Origin of the sequence: Nonomuraea harbinensis, assembly GCF_019396385.1 — a bacterium.
GTDB lineage: Bacteria > Actinomycetota > Actinomycetes > Streptosporangiales > Streptosporangiaceae > Nonomuraea > Nonomuraea ferruginea.
On sequence record NZ_JAHKRN010000003.1, the window covers coordinates 327,730 to 340,669 of the forward strand.

14 protein-coding genes are annotated in these 12,940 nt (G+C 70.4%); 6 read left to right on the forward strand and 8 right to left on the reverse strand.

Annotated elements, in window-relative coordinates; genetic code table 11:
* The first annotated feature begins 6 nt into the window (after nucleotides 1–6).
* On the forward strand, nucleotides 7–456 hold the full coding sequence (locus KME79_RS04970) for an MmpS family transport accessory protein (protein ID WP_219543461.1): 450 nt from the start codon (nucleotides 7–9) through the stop codon (nucleotides 454–456).
* Here the strand turns inward: KME79_RS04970 and KME79_RS04975 are convergent.
* The 5 genes from KME79_RS04975 to KME79_RS04995 form a co-directional block, all read right to left on the reverse strand.
* Nucleotides 449–595, reverse strand: coding sequence for a hypothetical protein (locus KME79_RS04975; protein ID WP_187281245.1), 147 nt, complete (start codon nucleotides 593–595; stop codon nucleotides 449–451). The two genes, KME79_RS04970 and KME79_RS04975, sit on opposite strands and share 8 nt — an antisense overlap.
* Nucleotides 592–729 carry a hypothetical protein gene (locus tag KME79_RS04980; RefSeq protein WP_187281244.1) on the reverse strand — a complete coding sequence of 46 codons (138 nt, stop codon included), beginning with the start codon at nucleotides 727–729 and terminating at the stop codon, nucleotides 592–594. Before KME79_RS04980 ends, KME79_RS04975 begins: the two co-directional genes overlap by 4 nt.
* 98 nt (nucleotides 730–827) lie before the next feature.
* Nucleotides 828–1,628 (reverse strand): inositol monophosphatase family protein, encoded by an 801-nt coding sequence (locus KME79_RS04985; RefSeq protein ID WP_219543462.1) that lies wholly within the window; start codon nucleotides 1,626–1,628, stop codon nucleotides 828–830.
* A 10-nt stretch (nucleotides 1,629–1,638) separates the two neighbouring features.
* The gene (locus KME79_RS04990) at nucleotides 1,639–2,256 is read right to left on the reverse strand and encodes a hypothetical protein (protein WP_219543463.1); all 618 of its coding nucleotides are present in this window, start codon (nucleotides 2,254–2,256) and stop codon (nucleotides 1,639–1,641) included.
* Entirely contained in the window at nucleotides 2,253–3,314 is a 1,062-nt protein-coding gene (locus tag KME79_RS04995; protein ID WP_246639253.1) for a hypothetical protein, read from the reverse strand. Before KME79_RS04995 ends, KME79_RS04990 begins: the two co-directional genes overlap by 4 nt.
* Before the next feature lie 110 nt (nucleotides 3,315–3,424).
* On the opposite strand from KME79_RS04995, the gene KME79_RS05000 reads away from it, so the two are divergent.
* The gene (locus tag KME79_RS05000) at nucleotides 3,425–4,213 is read left to right on the forward strand and encodes a class I SAM-dependent methyltransferase (protein WP_219543464.1); all 789 of its coding nucleotides are present in this window, start codon (nucleotides 3,425–3,427) and stop codon (nucleotides 4,211–4,213) included.
* On the opposite strand, the gene KME79_RS05005 is transcribed toward KME79_RS05000, so the two are convergent.
* Genes KME79_RS05005 through KME79_RS05015 form a run of 3 tightly spaced genes read right to left on the reverse strand, consistent with a single transcriptional unit; the run spans nucleotide 4,210 to nucleotide 7,794 of the window.
* Complete coding sequence (locus KME79_RS05005) at nucleotides 4,210–4,983, reverse strand: sporulation protein (protein ID WP_219543465.1); 774 nt, start codon at nucleotides 4,981–4,983, stop codon at nucleotides 4,210–4,212. The two genes, KME79_RS05000 and KME79_RS05005, sit on opposite strands and share 4 nt — an antisense overlap.
* A gap of 10 nt (nucleotides 4,984–4,993) precedes the next feature.
* Nucleotides 4,994–6,232 carry an SPFH domain-containing protein gene (locus KME79_RS05010; RefSeq protein WP_219543466.1) on the reverse strand — a complete coding sequence of 413 codons (1,239 nt, stop codon included), beginning with the start codon at nucleotides 6,230–6,232 and terminating at the stop codon, nucleotides 4,994–4,996.
* A complete protein-coding gene (locus KME79_RS05015) occupies nucleotides 6,229–7,794 on the reverse strand; it encodes an SPFH domain-containing protein (protein ID WP_148032598.1) in 1,566 nt (521 codons plus the stop codon). The genes KME79_RS05010 and KME79_RS05015 overlap by 4 nt, the downstream gene beginning before the upstream one ends.
* 143 nt (nucleotides 7,795–7,937) lie before the next feature.
* On the opposite strand from KME79_RS05015, the gene KME79_RS05020 reads away from it, so the two are divergent.
* The 4 genes from KME79_RS05020 to uvrB are packed head-to-tail and all read left to right on the forward strand — an operon-like array spanning nucleotide 7,938 to nucleotide 12,093.
* The gene (locus KME79_RS05020; RefSeq protein WP_219543467.1) at nucleotides 7,938–8,852 is read left to right on the forward strand and encodes an ABC transporter ATP-binding protein; all 915 of its coding nucleotides are present in this window, start codon (nucleotides 7,938–7,940) and stop codon (nucleotides 8,850–8,852) included.
* A complete protein-coding gene (locus KME79_RS05025; RefSeq protein WP_219543468.1) occupies nucleotides 8,849–9,703 on the forward strand; it encodes an ABC transporter permease in 855 nt (284 codons plus the stop codon). Before KME79_RS05020 ends, KME79_RS05025 begins: the two co-directional genes overlap by 4 nt.
* A gap of 14 nt (nucleotides 9,704–9,717) precedes the next feature.
* Entirely contained in the window at nucleotides 9,718–9,951 is a 234-nt protein-coding gene (locus tag KME79_RS05030; protein WP_148032597.1) for a helix-turn-helix transcriptional regulator, read from the forward strand.
* Between the two features lie 36 nt (nucleotides 9,952–9,987).
* Nucleotides 9,988–12,093 (forward strand): excinuclease ABC subunit UvrB, encoded by a 2,106-nt coding sequence (gene uvrB / locus KME79_RS05035; protein ID WP_148032596.1) that lies wholly within the window; start codon nucleotides 9,988–9,990, stop codon nucleotides 12,091–12,093.
* The last annotated feature ends 847 nt before the right edge of the window (nucleotides 12,094–12,940 follow it).

The following is a 12,940-nucleotide window of genomic DNA, read 5'->3' on the forward strand; positions in this document are numbered from 1 at the left end:
GGCGCCATGCCCGAATCACGAAAGATGACCATCGCAGCGCTCGCCATGATCATGGCGCTGGCGGGTTGCGGCGGCGCCACCGACACCGCCGCCCCCGCCACCTCGGAAGCGGCGCCCTCCACGGCGTCCGCCGACACCCTCCCGGCCACGGACGACGCCTCCGCCCTGGCGGTGCGCCAGGTCAAGCTGGAAGTGCTCGGCAAGGGCACCTCCGCCCAGCCGATCGTCTACCACCTCGACACGAACGGCACCGAGAACGACGCGGACCTGCCCTGGTCGAGGACCGCCGAGATCGAGCTGACCGCCGCCGAGCAGAAGGCCGGCCGGCTGATCACCCTCGTGTCAGGGTCCGTACGGGACGCGAACGGCCAGTTCCAGCCCGCCGCCTGCCGGATCACCGTGGACGGCGAGAAGGTCGCCTCCGGCAAGGGCACGTGCGAGCACCTGCTCAAGTAGTGCGCCGGAGCTTCACCGGCCGGGGAGGGCGGCGGCGCCTGCGGCGCTCGTCCTCCTCCGGAACCTGCTCCGACGGGCGCGGCCCCACCACGACCGCGAACCACGGATGGGCCCAGTCCTTCCCCCGCTCATTGGTCATGCCGTCACCAGCCGATTGCGGAAGGCGGCCGCACGGATCCGCTCGGGGGTGAAGGCGTCGGACGGTTGCGCAGCGGAGGCGAAGAGCACCCGCGCCGGCTCGCTTACGGTCACATCGGTCAGCATGGTCGCCATGGTGATCTCTCCTTTCCCTGCGGTGCCGCTTCCAAGCACCCTCTTCATCGACATCGACGGCAGACGGAAGTCATCGACCTTCCCACCTCGCCGGATGGTCAGCTGACAAGGGCCAGCAGGCCCGGCAGGGCCTTGGGGTGCGCGGCCACGAAACTGCGATCTCCGGCGCCGCCGTCGATGCTCTCCTCGAACGGCCCGCCGTCGAGCGCCCGGATCTCGATGCCCGCCTCCTGGGCGATCAGCGCCCCGGCCGGCAGATCGATCGCCTCCGCGCGGTAGCCGACGATGCCGTCGATGTCGCCACGGGCGAGCATCACCCACTGCAGCAACGGGGCCCACAGCTGCAGCACTCGTCTGGCGCTCAGCTCCAGGGCCGACTTCAGCAGGCACGCTCTGGCGTCTTGCCTGCTCACAGCATACCCCTGGGTCCAAGCCAGGAGCGGCCCGTGCGGAGAGGGCCGGTAGGACGCCGACAGCCGCGACCCCGACGGGGCCAGCGCGCCGCGGCCCTGGATCGCCGACCACGTCCGCGCCGTCACCGGGTCGTGCACCACGCCGAGCACCGGCCGGCCGGCCCGGCACAGCGCCAGCCCGACCACGTAGGCGGGCAGGCCGATGGCCACGTTGTTGGTGCCGTCGAGCGGGTCGACCAGCCACGTCCACTCGCCGCCCGCGGCGCCCAGCAGGCCCGACTCCTCGGCGATCACCGAGTGTGACGGGAACGCCGTCAGGATCCGGCCGGCCAGGAGCTCCTCCGACGCCAGGTCGAGATCGGTGACCACGTCGCCGGCGTCGCCCTTCTGGCGCACTCCGACCTCGCCCCGGGTGCGCTCCAGGAGCAGCGCCCCCGCGGCCTCGGCGGCCTCGACGGCGACCGCGCGGGCGTGATCCAGATCCATCGGGAACCCCTCAGCTCAGGTGGGCGGTTATCAGTCGGACGGCCAGCGCCGTCTCAGCGGTGTCGAGCGCCTGCCTCGGCACGTGGTGGCCGCCCGTGCGGAGCGGGCCGAGCGACAGGTCGCGGCTGCCCGGACGGCTCCGGCCGAGCGCGATCGTGGCGGTCTCCCCGCCCTCGGGGACGACGCTGCTGTGGAAGCGTCCTGACGGCAGCGTGTAGGTGTCGCCGGGCCCGAACACCTCCACCAGGCCCGTCTCGTGACGGACGGTGCGCGGGGTGGGGGAGATGCGGTCGCCGCCCGGCCCGCTGACGACCTCGAACACCCGGTGCGTGGCGTCGTGACCGGCGTCGGTCACCACGGCGTGCACGTTGCGCACCTGGCCGTAGAGTACGTGGCTGACCAGGTCCCAGCTGTGGCAGTGGATCTGCGAGGTGGTGCTGCGCGCGGGCGCCAGCGAGTCGGACCACAGATGGATACATACCCCCTCGCCGCCGTCGCGCTCCAGCGGCAGGCAGACGAATCCGAGCGGGTGGCGCACGCCGCGCAGACCGTCACCGGAGATCGCCGCCAGAGCCCAGGCCCTGGCCTCGCCGCGCGCGAGCCGCTGGAAGACGCCGCCGTAGCTCATGGGACCGCCGTCTCCCGCAGCGGCTCGCCATAGGGGTCGACCGCGCGCAGCGCCTTGCGGGCGATGTCGACGACGTCGCGGCCGTTGTAGGTCTTGGGCAACGGCACACCGATCCGCTCGAACAGGTCCTGCACCTCCTCGATCGTGGGCTCGTCGCCGAGCTGCACGCTCCGGTACTTGTCCAGCGGGACCCGGCGCGCCTGCTCGAAGCTGAGCCGCAGCTCGGTGTCGCAGTTCTCGTAGTAGAAGGTGCCGGCCAGCGCCGTCATCGCGCGGTTCGGGTCCTCGACCGTCATGATGAGGCGGCTGCTGGACAGGTCCCAGCGGAACGTGGTCATCGTCGACGACAGGCCCACCCCGATGTCGAGCAGCCCGTAACGCTGCCGGTGCCAGAACGCCGCCAGGATGGTCGCGTACGACTCCTTCCTGACCCGGTCGGTGGTCCACCGCTCGCCGGTGCCGTCGGGCAGGTCGGACAGCGACCGCCGGTAGTGCGCGTACGTCTCGCAGACCTCGACGTCGGCCGGGTCGATCACCTCGATGCGCACGGTCAGGTGGCGCTTGTCGCGGCGGGCGGCCGCCACGCACGCGGGCAGGGTGACGGCGCGCAGGTAGGTGCCGGTGCCGCCCTTGAAGCTCCACCGCGTGGTGTCCTCGCGCGCCTCGGCGTGCGCCTGCGCGATCTCCTGCGAGCTGCCCAGCACCCGGACGAGCTGCAGCGCGTCCAGCGCCTTGCGGGTACGGTCGACCAGCGACTCGATCTGCTCCAGCCGGTCGAGCCTGGTCGGCAGCCGGCCGAGCACGTCGGAGGTGATGGCCTCCATCGGCGCCTGGCGGGCCCGGTCGCGCAGCAGCGCGGTGGCCACCAGCGCCAGGATCACCAGCGTCGCGGCGCTGACGAGCTGCGTCTGCACGGTGGCGCCGTTGTCGCCGAAGATCTCGTCGGGCATGATGCCGAGCACGCCCACCACGACGGCCAGCAGCAACGCGATGGCGACGTCGGCGTTCTGGACCGCCCACGGCGCGATCCGTTTCAACGCCCCCACGAACCGTGCCATCGCTGCCCCGTCCGACGAACAGTCAGTCCCGCCGTCATGGTAACGACGCTGCCAGGCCAGGGGCTAGCACAGGGAAAGCGCGTCCCCCGTACCGTTGAGGATCAACGGCCATGACCATCGACCCGGAGACCCTTGGCTACTACGAGCAGGGCGGCGAAGTGACCCGGCTCCGTGAGGGCGTCGGGCGGCTGGAGTTCTGGCGTACGCAGGACGTGCTGCGCCGGGTGCTGCCACCGGCTCCCGCCAGGGTTCTCGACGTGGGGGGCGGTACGGGCGTGCACGCGGAGTGGCTGGCCGCCGACGGCTACGACGTGGAGCTGATCGACCCGGTGCCGCTGCACGTGGCGCGGGCCGAGCGGTTGCCTGGGGTCACCGCGCGGCTGGGCGACGCCCGCGCGCTGCCCGCGCCGGACGGCGGGGCCGACGCGGTGGTGCTGCTCGGGCCGCTCTACCACCTGACCGAGCGCTACGACCGGGTGCGGGCGCTGGCCGAGGCGCGCCGGGCGGTGCGCCCCGGCGGGGTGGTGGTGGCGGCGTTCATCAGCCGTTTCTCCGGGTTGCACGACGGGTTCGCCCGCGGCTTCGCGCTGCGGCCGGAGCATCTGGCGGCCGAGTACCACGCCGCGGACACCGGGCTCATGGTGTCCCCTCGGGAGGGCGGGTTCCGGGGCTTCTTCCACGACCCCGACGAGATCATCGGGGAGTTCGCCGACGCCGGGCTCGCCGAGCCCGTCCGGTACGGGCTGGAGGGCGCGTTCTGGCTGTACGGCGACATCGACGTGTGGCTGGACGACGAAGGGCGGCGCGAGCTGCTGCTCGACGCCGCCCGTCGGCTCGAATCGGTGCCGTCACTGCTGGGAGTGAGCGGCCACCTGCTGGCGGTGGCCAGGAAGGGCTAGAACCAGCCGCGCCTGCGCGCCATCGACTCCAGGCCGCGCTGGAGGGCCTGGTCGACGCCCGCCGGGTGCTCGTCGTGGCGGACGGTGAAGCGGTTGTAGGTGTCCTGGCCGGCACGCAGGAAGCCGTCGCGCTGGTCGGCCTCCAGGATGACGTCCATCTGCCGCGGGCCGGCGATGAACGTCAGCTCCAGCTCGTTGAAGTGGCGCCGCCACGAGCCGCCCGCGTAGTACTCGATCTCCTGGAAGAACGGCATCGTCGACCCGTGCAGCGTGCCCCGCTCCAGGTCGGCCTTCTTGAACCGGAAGCCGAGCCGGTCCAGCGCGGCGAGCACGTGGTCCTGGGCCGGGAGCGGGTTGACGAACAGCGGGTCCAGGTCGCCCTTGTCGAGCGCGCCGGCGAGCGCGAGCTCGGTGTGCACGCCGAGCCGCATGCCGCGCAGCGGGTGGCCGCCGATCGCGCTGATCGGCGTCTCCCACGGCACCGGGATCTCGAACGGCTGCCGGTGCTCGGCCTTGGCCGCCAGTTGCAGCGGGCCCGACACCTGCTGGCGCAGGAAGCTGTACGTCGTCTTGTACTCGCTGTCGCCGGACTCGACCTCCACCACGGCCGTCAGGTCGACGGTGATGGCCTCCACCTTGTAGTCGGAGCCGCCGCCGCGGAAGTGGACCACCCCGCGCAGCGGTTCGCCGGGGCGGACGCTGGCGTTCGACAGGACCGTGTCTACCTCGACGCCCGCGCCGAACGCGGCCATCAGCTTGCGGAACACCATGGGGGTTCTCCTATGTGGTGGGTGGTTGTGCCCCGAGGCTCCCGCCGTTGGCCGAGATCCGGGGGAGCAACTGGGCCAGCAGAAGCGTGGACAACGCGGAGTCGCCGCCGCCCTGCTGGGTGCGGACCACCAGCGGCTGCGGGGCCTTCTCCGCGAGGGTGGCGCCCACGTCGAGGCGCCTGCGGGCGAGCTCGTACTGGAGCACGGCCCGGTTGTCGCGGTAGGAGTCGGCCAGCCGGCGCAGCGCCTTGGCCTCGTTCTCGGCGGCGGTCAGCTCGGCGCGGCCGCGTGCCTCGATCTCCCAGCGCACCCGCTGCGCCTCGGTCTCCTGCTCCTCCAGCATCCGGGCCACGTCCTTGCGCGCCGTGTTGTGCGCGGCCTTGACCTCGACCACCCGGGCGTCGCGGGTCTTCTTGGCCCGCTCGATCTCCATGAGCAGGGTGTCGATGCGGCGCTTGCGGGTCAGCTCCCACTCGCGCTCGTACGCCTGCAGCTCCTTGGCCACCTTCTCGCGGGTGGACAGGTGCTGCTGGTACTGGTCGGGCAGCTGCACGTCGGGGATGTTGGCGCCGGTGACGCGCACCCCGTAGCGGCCGAGCTGGCGGTTGAGCGCGTCCTGCATGTCGCCCACGTCCGAGCCGCGCAGGTCGTAGGCCCGCTCGGTGTTCACCCTGCGGCTGCGCTGCCGGATCGCGTCCTGCACGGCGCTGGACAGCACCAGGTCGAAGTTGCCGGCGCCGATCGTGCGGACGAACGCCACCGGGTCCACGATGCGGAACTTCAGGAAGAACTCGATCGACTTCAGCGGCACGTTCTCCGCCGTCGGGCAGGCCACGATCGGCGCCGAGTACGGGATCTCGGTCGAGGTGTCGACGACCGCGTCCACCCGGTCCCAGGGCAGCCAGAGGTAGTGCCGGCCGGGAGGCAGCGTGGAGACGATCGCGCCCCAGCGGCTGCGCACCCCGGTGGTGCCCTCCTCGATCTCGATGATCGCCCGCCGCCACATCGTGAGCAGCGCGACGACCAGGAAGAACAGCGCGGCCAGCGCGGCGAGGACGGTCCAGTCCGTCAGCACCGCCATGCCGGCGAAGTAGACGGCCAGGAAGATCAGGATCATCCAGCTGAAGCCGCGCCGGTCCTTGGGGATGACGACGGGCACGAGCTGGCCCTGCTCGCCGCCGCGCAGCAGCTGGCGGATCTCCGACCAGGACGCCAGCGACTCCTTGATCTTCGAGAACTCGCGGCTCATCGCTCGACCTCCGTGGTGATCTCCAGGTCCGGGGCTTCCGTGACCTCGTCGGCGACCCGCTTCAGCAGCGCGTTGATCTCCGCCTCACGACCGGACACGCGGGTGCCGATCTGCTGCAGCCTGACGCGGATGGCGGCCATGTCCTCGGGCGTGAACAGCACCGCCTCCTTGCCGCCGACCAGGCTCTGGGCCAGCTGGAGGAAGTCGATGTCGCTCTGCTCGCCGACGTGCACCACCTGCGGCAGCCGGTTCGCGACCGACTCCAGCTTGTCCAGCAGGTCCTGCTGGAAGCGGTAGTCGAGGATCTCCGGCGCCTCGGCCGCGCTCAGCGCCCGGATGTCCAGCGCCTGCGCCTCCAGCAGCGCCGAGTTGGCCTTGGCCTCGGACTCGGCCTCGACCAGGCGCTGCCTGGCCTGAGCGGTGGCCTGGTGGGTGGCCCGCTCCAGCGCGGTGTCCATCCGCGCCTGGTAGCCGGCGATCTCGGCCTGGATGGCGCTCAGCGTCTCCTGCAGCCCGGCCAGCTCCTTGACCAGGTCGCCCTCGTTCTGCTCCTTGCGCAGGTTGAGCTCGTACTCGTAGGTGTAGGCCTCCTTGGCCACCCGGACCATCTCGGGGGCGGCCAGGTCCATGCGGTACTCCTGGCTGGAGGGCTCGGCGTGGGTGATGTTCACGTCCGTGAGCCGCACCGCGGGCAGGAACTGCTGGTTCAGGCTGTCGAGCATGCCGTGCGTGCTCTCGCCGACCAGGTCGTAGATCTCCTCGGCGCGCTGGGCGTAGATGAGGGAACGGGTGACCTCGCTGATGGCGTTCTGGAGCTTGGACTGGAAGCCGCTCACCGAGCCGAGCACGAAGATGAACTCGGCCGGGTTCTCGATCCTGAACTGCAGGAACAGGTCGACGCTGGCCTTGACGCCCTGCTGGGTCGGCGCCTCGCTGATGGGCGCGTTGAAGGGGTACTCGCGGGTGGTGTTGACGATGTAGCTGACCCGCTTCCACGGGTTGAACAGCGTCACCCGGCCCGGGTCGGCGATGTGCACCAGCTTGCCGAACTGGGTGATCAGCGCCTTGCAGCCCTCCGGCACCATCACCACGCTGCGCCGCCACCACAGGAACGCCGCGGCCAGGACCAGGACCACCCAGTAGTGGGGGCCGAAGAACAGGTCGGTGTTCGGGATGACGTTGCCGAGCGCGCCGATCAGGCCGAGCGCCACCAGGATGACCAGGGGGACGACGACCTTGGCGGTGCCGCTCTTGGGGATCACCACGGGCGAGATGACGTGCATGCCGTTCTCGGCGAAGCTGCGGTTGACGATCTCGCCGGCCTCGTTGAGCGAGGCGGTGCGCGCCTCGATCAGCGTGCCGACCGACACGCCGCCGTCACGGGCGGCGGCGAAGTCGTGCGGGTTGAGCGCGAACCCCTGGACCTGGTTGGTGTATTGCCCGGACTGCTGGACGACCTGGCCCATGGCCTGTCCGACAGCCTGACGTACGTTTCCTCCTTGGGCGACCGCTTGGGCTACGCCCTGGCCCGCCTGCCTCAGGGCCTCTCTGGGTCGTGACATGAAACCTTCCTCTTCCGCTACAAGCGAATTCAGACCGTATCGGGTGAGGCTTGCCATCTGCTTGCAAAGCGGTGTCGTACGTCTATTGCCATAAGTAGTAGTCGTGCTAGGAATGTAGTAGTCCTACTACATCGGAGGGGGTCATGAGCACCACCAGAGAACTGGACGGTGACCTCAATGTGACGAACGAGGGCACCGCGATCGAGGTCAGCGGCCTGCGCATGACGTACGGCGACAAGGAGGTGCTGCGGGGCGTCGACTTCGCCGTCGCGCCCGGCGAGGTGATCGCCCTGCTCGGGCCGAACGGCGCGGGCAAGACCACCACGATCGAGATACTCGAAGGCTTCCGGATCCCCTCCGGCGGCCGGGTGCGGGTGCTCGGCGCCGAACCGGCGCGCGGCGGCGAGGCGTGGCGGGCCAGGATCGGCGTGGTCCTGCAGTCCTGGCGCGACCACGGCCGCTGGCGGGTGCACCAGCTCCTGCACCATCTGAGCCGCTACTACGTGCCGTACGCGAAGCCCGGGCGGCTGCCGCTCGACACGGCCGACCTGATCGAGGCGGTCGGCCTCGGCAAGCACGCCGGCCAGCGCGTCAGCCGGCTCTCCGGCGGCCAGCGGCGCCGCCTCGACGTCGCCATCGGCATCGTCGGCCGCCCCGAGGTGCTCTTCCTCGACGAGCCGACCGCCGGCTTCGACCCGCAGGCCAGGCGCGACTTCCACGACCTCGTGCACCGCCTGTCGGACCTGGACGACACCACGATCCTGCTCACCACGCACGACCTCGACGAGGCCGAGAAGCTCGCCGACCGCATCCTCATCCTGGCCGGCGGCAAGATCGTCGCCGACGGCAGCCCCGACAGCCTGACCCGCCAGGTCTCCCGTGACGCCCAGGTGCGCTGGAGCCGCGACGGCGAGCACTTCGTGCACGCCACCGACGACGCCACCGCCTTCGTCCGCGGCCTGTTCGAGCAGCACGGCAGCGGGATCACCGACCTGGAGGTGCGCCGGGCCACCCTGGAGGACACCTACATGGCCATCGTCAAGAGGGAGGAAGCGTGAACCCCACGCTGCACGCCGCCCGGCTGGGGTTCGCCCGCGGGTGGATGGAGTTCAAGCATCAGGTGACCAGCGCGCAGGACATAGGCTTCGTCGTGATCACCACCGCGGCCTTCGTCGTCGTGCTCTACTTCCAGCGCGACGCCACCCTGCCCGGCACCGACCTCTCCCTGGCGGCGGCCACGCTGCCCGGCCTGCTCGGCCTGATGATCCCGATCAACGCGCTCATGGGTGCGGTGGGCACGCTCGCCGTCGAGCGTGAGGACGGCACCCTGCTCAGGGCCAAGGCGCTGCCCCAGGGCATGGTCGGCTACCTCGTCGGCAAGGTCGTCGTGCTCTCGATATCCACCCTGGCCTCCCTGGTGGTGCTGCTCGTCGCCGGGCTGTTCCTCGTACCGGAGCTGGCCGGCACAGGGGTCGGCGGCTGGCTCACCATCGCCTGGATCACGGTGCTCGGCCTCCTGTCGGCGCTCCCGCTCGGCGCGGTCATCGGTGCCGTGGCCGGCAGCCCGCAGGCCGCCGGCGGGCTGGTGATGCTGACCGTCGGCGGGCTCACCGCGATCTCCGGGGTCTTCTACCCGATCACCGCGCTCGCCGGCTGGCTGCAGGGCCTGGCCCACGTCTTCCCGCTCTACTGGCTCGGCCTCGGCATGCGCTCGGCGCTGCTGCCCGATTCGGCCGCCGCCGCGGAGATCGGCGGTTCGTGGCGCCCGGTCGAGACCACGCTCGTGCTCGCCGCCTGGGCCGTGGCCGGGCTGGTGCTGGCTCCGCCGATCCTGCGCAGGATGGCCAGGCGCGAGTCCGGCTCGCTGATGGAGCAGCGCCGTCACCGCGCCATGCAGCGGATCGGCTGAGAAGATGGGCGACGATGAGCGAGAACGTCTACAACCGCATCGCCCTGCTGCGGGCCGAGCGTGGTGTCACCCGAAGGCAGCTCGCCGACGCCCTGGGGGTGCACTACCAGACGATCGGCTACCTGGAGCGCGGCGAATACAGTCCCAGCCTCTACCTGGCGCTGCGCATCGCCGGATACTTCGAGGTGCCCGTGGAGGTCGTCTTCTCCACCACGCCGTTCCCGCGCATCGGTGAGCGATCGGCCTGACGGTTTATGTCAGTGGCTGCGCCTACAGTGGGCAGTATGCGTCCGGTCACAGATTTGCAGCGGAAGGTGGCGCCGTTCGAGGTCGTCACCGAGATGACTCCCTCGGGCGACCAGCCGACGGCCATCGCCGAGCTGGAGCGCCGCGTCAAGGCCGGGGCCAAGGACAGCGTGCTGCTCGGCGCCACCGGCACCGGCAAGACCGCCACCATCGCGTGGCTCATCGAGCGCCTGCAGCGGCCCACCCTGGTCATGCAGCCCAACAAGACGCTCGCCGCCCAGTTCGCCAACGAGCTGCGCGAGATGCTGCCCAACAACGCGGTCGAATACTTCGTCTCCTACTACGACTACTACCAGCCCGAGGCCTACGTCCCGCAGAGCGACACCTACATCGAGAAGGACTCCTCGATCAACGACGAGGTCGAGCGGCTGCGCCACTCGGCCACCAACTCGCTGCTGACCCGCCGCGACACCGTCGTGGTCGCCTCCGTGTCCTGCATCTACGGCCTCGGCACGCCGCAGGAGTACGTCGACCGCATGACCCGGCTGCGCGTCGGCATGGACATCGACCGCGACCGGCTGCTGCGCCGCCTCGTCGACATGCAGTACACCCGCAACGACCTCGCCTTCACCCGCGGCACGTTCCGGGTCCGCGGTGACACCATCGAGATCATCCCCAAGTACGAAGAGCTCGCCGTCCGCATCGAGATGTTCGGCGACGAGATCGAGAAGCTGTCCACCATGCACCCGCTCACCGGCGAGGTCATCACCGAGGACGACGAGCTCTACATCTTCCCCGCCTCCCACTACGTGGCGGGCGAGGAGCGGATGTCCGCCGCCGTCGCCGGCATCGAGGCCGAGCTGGCCGACCGGCTCGCCGAGCTGGAGCGGCAGGGCAAGCTGCTGGAGGCGCAGCGGCTGCGCATGCGCACCACCTACGACATCGAGATGATGCGCCAGATCGGCACCTGCTCCGGCATCGAGAACTACTCGCGCCACATGGACGCCCGCGAGGCCGGCAGCGCGCCCAACACGCTGCTCGACTACTTCCCCGAGGACTTCCTGCTGGTGCTCGACGAGTCCCACCAGACCGTGCCGCAGATCGGCGCCATGTACGAAGGCGACGCCTCCCGCAAGCGCACCCTCGTCGACCACGGCTTCCGGCTGCCGTCCGCGCTCGACAACCGGCCGCTGAAGTGGGAGGAGTTCCTGGAGCGCATCGGGCAGACCGTCTACCTGTCCGCCACCCCCGGGCCCTACGAGCTGGGCCGGGTCAAGGGCGACGTCGTCGAGCAGGTCATCCGGCCCACCGGGCTGGTCGACCCCGAGGTCGTGGTCAAGCCGACCAAGGGGCAGATCGACGACCTGGTGCACGAGATCCGCGAGCGGGCCGAGCGCGACGAGCGGGTGCTCGTGACCACGCTGACCAAGAAGATGGCCGAGGACCTGACCGACTACCTGCTGGAGCTCGGCATCCGGGTCCGCTACCTCCACAGCGAGGTCGACACGCTGCGCCGCATCGAGCTGCTGCGGGAGCTGCGCAGCGGCGAGTTCGACGTGCTCGTGGGCATCAACCTCCTGCGTGAGGGGCTCGACCTGCCCGAGGTGTCGCTGGTCGCCATCCTCGACGCCGACAAGGAGGGCTTCCTGCGGTCCGAGACGTCCCTCATCCAGACGATCGGGCGGGCGGCGCGTAACGTGTCCGGGCAGGTGCACATGTACGCCGACAAGGTCACGCCGTCGATGGAGCGGGCCATCGACGAGACCAACCGGCGGCGGGCCAAGCAGGTCGCCTACAACAAGGCCAACGGCATCGACCCGCAGCCGTTGCGCAAGAAGATCGCCGACATCCTCGACTCGTTGCAGCGGGAGGACGCCGACACCCGGCAGCTCATGGGGGGTGGGCGGTCCCAGTCGCGGGGCAAGGCCCCGGTGCCGGGGTTCGCCGCCAAGGCGGGGCAGCATGCCAAGGCGATCGCGGGGGAGATGCCTCGGGCGCAGATGGAGTCGTTGATCGACTCGTTGACCGAGCAGATGCATCAGGCGGCTGCCGACCTGCAGTTCGAGGTGGCGGCTCGGCTTCGTGACGAGATCAAGGAGCTCAAGCGGGAGCTTCGGGACATGCGCGAGGCTGGGGTTCGCTGACTCTCGGCCTTTGTGCCGCTGTGGTGAGTGGTTCCGCTTTTGTGCCGCTTCTGTGAGCTTTTCGGCCTATGTGTCGCGGTCGTGGGCGTTTCGGCTTTTGTGTCGCCTCTGTGGGCTTTTCGGTCCTTGTGCTGCGGGGGTGTCCTGGTCTTTGTGCCGCTGCGGTGGGCGGGCGACCCGGCCTCGCGCGATTGCCCGGGGTCTGGTGGTCTTCGCCTTCGGCGTGGGCCGGGCGCGGGGGTACCTGGCACGGTCTTAACTCGGCCGGGTCGCCCGCCCACCTCCGCTTGCCCCTCTCCGTCCGTCCGGACTCGCGCCGTAGTGGTGGTTGCCGCTTTTGCGGCTGCTTTGCCGCCGATGCTGAAGCTCTGGCTCACCCCGTGCTCGGGTGCCCGCCGTAGCTGAAGCGTCGCTTTCCGGGCCATGTGAGCGCTGGTCGCCGTAGCTTTCCGGGCTCCGGTACGGTCAGCCGCGGCGTTTTCGCGGCGGCCGGCGCGTTGCTTCTTGGCGGTGCGGGGAGGAGCGCCTGCCGGTTCGCCGAATTTCAGGGAGTCGAGTCGGCGGCGGGCCGCCGCCCAGGCCACGCCGACCTGCGTTCGACGTAATTCGGTGGCCTGGAGAGCCGAATTCGGGGTCTGACCTCGGTGAACATAGGTCGGGCCGCCGGGAGAGCGTTTCTCTAGGCGGTGATGTTCCGGCTGGTCAGCGGGCTGTGGGCTGGAGGCCGAGAACCTGCTTGGGACGGGGGATGCCGAGCTTGGCGAGCAGGTCGATCTGCGGCTTGGTCAGGCCGGTGACCTGCTGGAACGTGCCGGTAGGGCCGGCGAAGGTCCCGACGTGGAGGCGT

What these genes read in the sequence shown, in the direction of transcription:
- KME79_RS05005 (WP_219543465.1), bottom strand. Translation starts at nt 4,983, where the DNA reads ATGGTGTTCCGCAAGCTGATGGCCGCGTTCGGCGCGGGCGTCGAGGTA.
- KME79_RS05030 (WP_148032597.1), top strand. Translation starts at nt 9,718, where the DNA reads ATGAGCGAGAACGTCTACAACCGCATCGCCCTGCTGCGGGCCGAGCGT.
- KME79_RS05015 (WP_148032598.1), bottom strand. Translation starts at nt 7,794, where the DNA reads ATGTCACGACCCAGAGAGGCCCTGAGGCAGGCGGGCCAGGGCGTAGCC.
- KME79_RS04995 (WP_246639253.1), bottom strand. Translation starts at nt 3,314, where the DNA reads ATGGCACGGTTCGTGGGGGCGTTGAAACGGATCGCGCCGTGGGCGGTC.
- KME79_RS04970 (WP_219543461.1), top strand. Translation starts at nt 7, where the DNA reads ATGCCCGAATCACGAAAGATGACCATCGCAGCGCTCGCCATGATCATG.
- uvrB (WP_148032596.1), top strand. Translation starts at nt 9,988, where the DNA reads ATGCGTCCGGTCACAGATTTGCAGCGGAAGGTGGCGCCGTTCGAGGTC.
- KME79_RS04980 (WP_187281244.1), bottom strand. Translation starts at nt 729, where the DNA reads ATGGCGACCATGCTGACCGATGTGACCGTAAGCGAGCCGGCGCGGGTG.
- KME79_RS04990 (WP_219543463.1), bottom strand. Translation starts at nt 2,256, where the DNA reads ATGAGCTACGGCGGCGTCTTCCAGCGGCTCGCGCGCGGCGAGGCCAGG.
- KME79_RS04985 (WP_219543462.1), bottom strand. Translation starts at nt 1,628, where the DNA reads ATGGATCTGGATCACGCCCGCGCGGTCGCCGTCGAGGCCGCCGAGGCC.
- KME79_RS05000 (WP_219543464.1), top strand. Translation starts at nt 3,425, where the DNA reads ATGACCATCGACCCGGAGACCCTTGGCTACTACGAGCAGGGCGGCGAA.
- KME79_RS05020 (WP_219543467.1), top strand. Translation starts at nt 7,938, where the DNA reads ATGAGCACCACCAGAGAACTGGACGGTGACCTCAATGTGACGAACGAG.
- KME79_RS04975 (WP_187281245.1), bottom strand. Translation starts at nt 595, where the DNA reads ATGACCAATGAGCGGGGGAAGGACTGGGCCCATCCGTGGTTCGCGGTC.
- KME79_RS05010 (WP_219543466.1), bottom strand. Translation starts at nt 6,232, where the DNA reads ATGAGCCGCGAGTTCTCGAAGATCAAGGAGTCGCTGGCGTCCTGGTCG.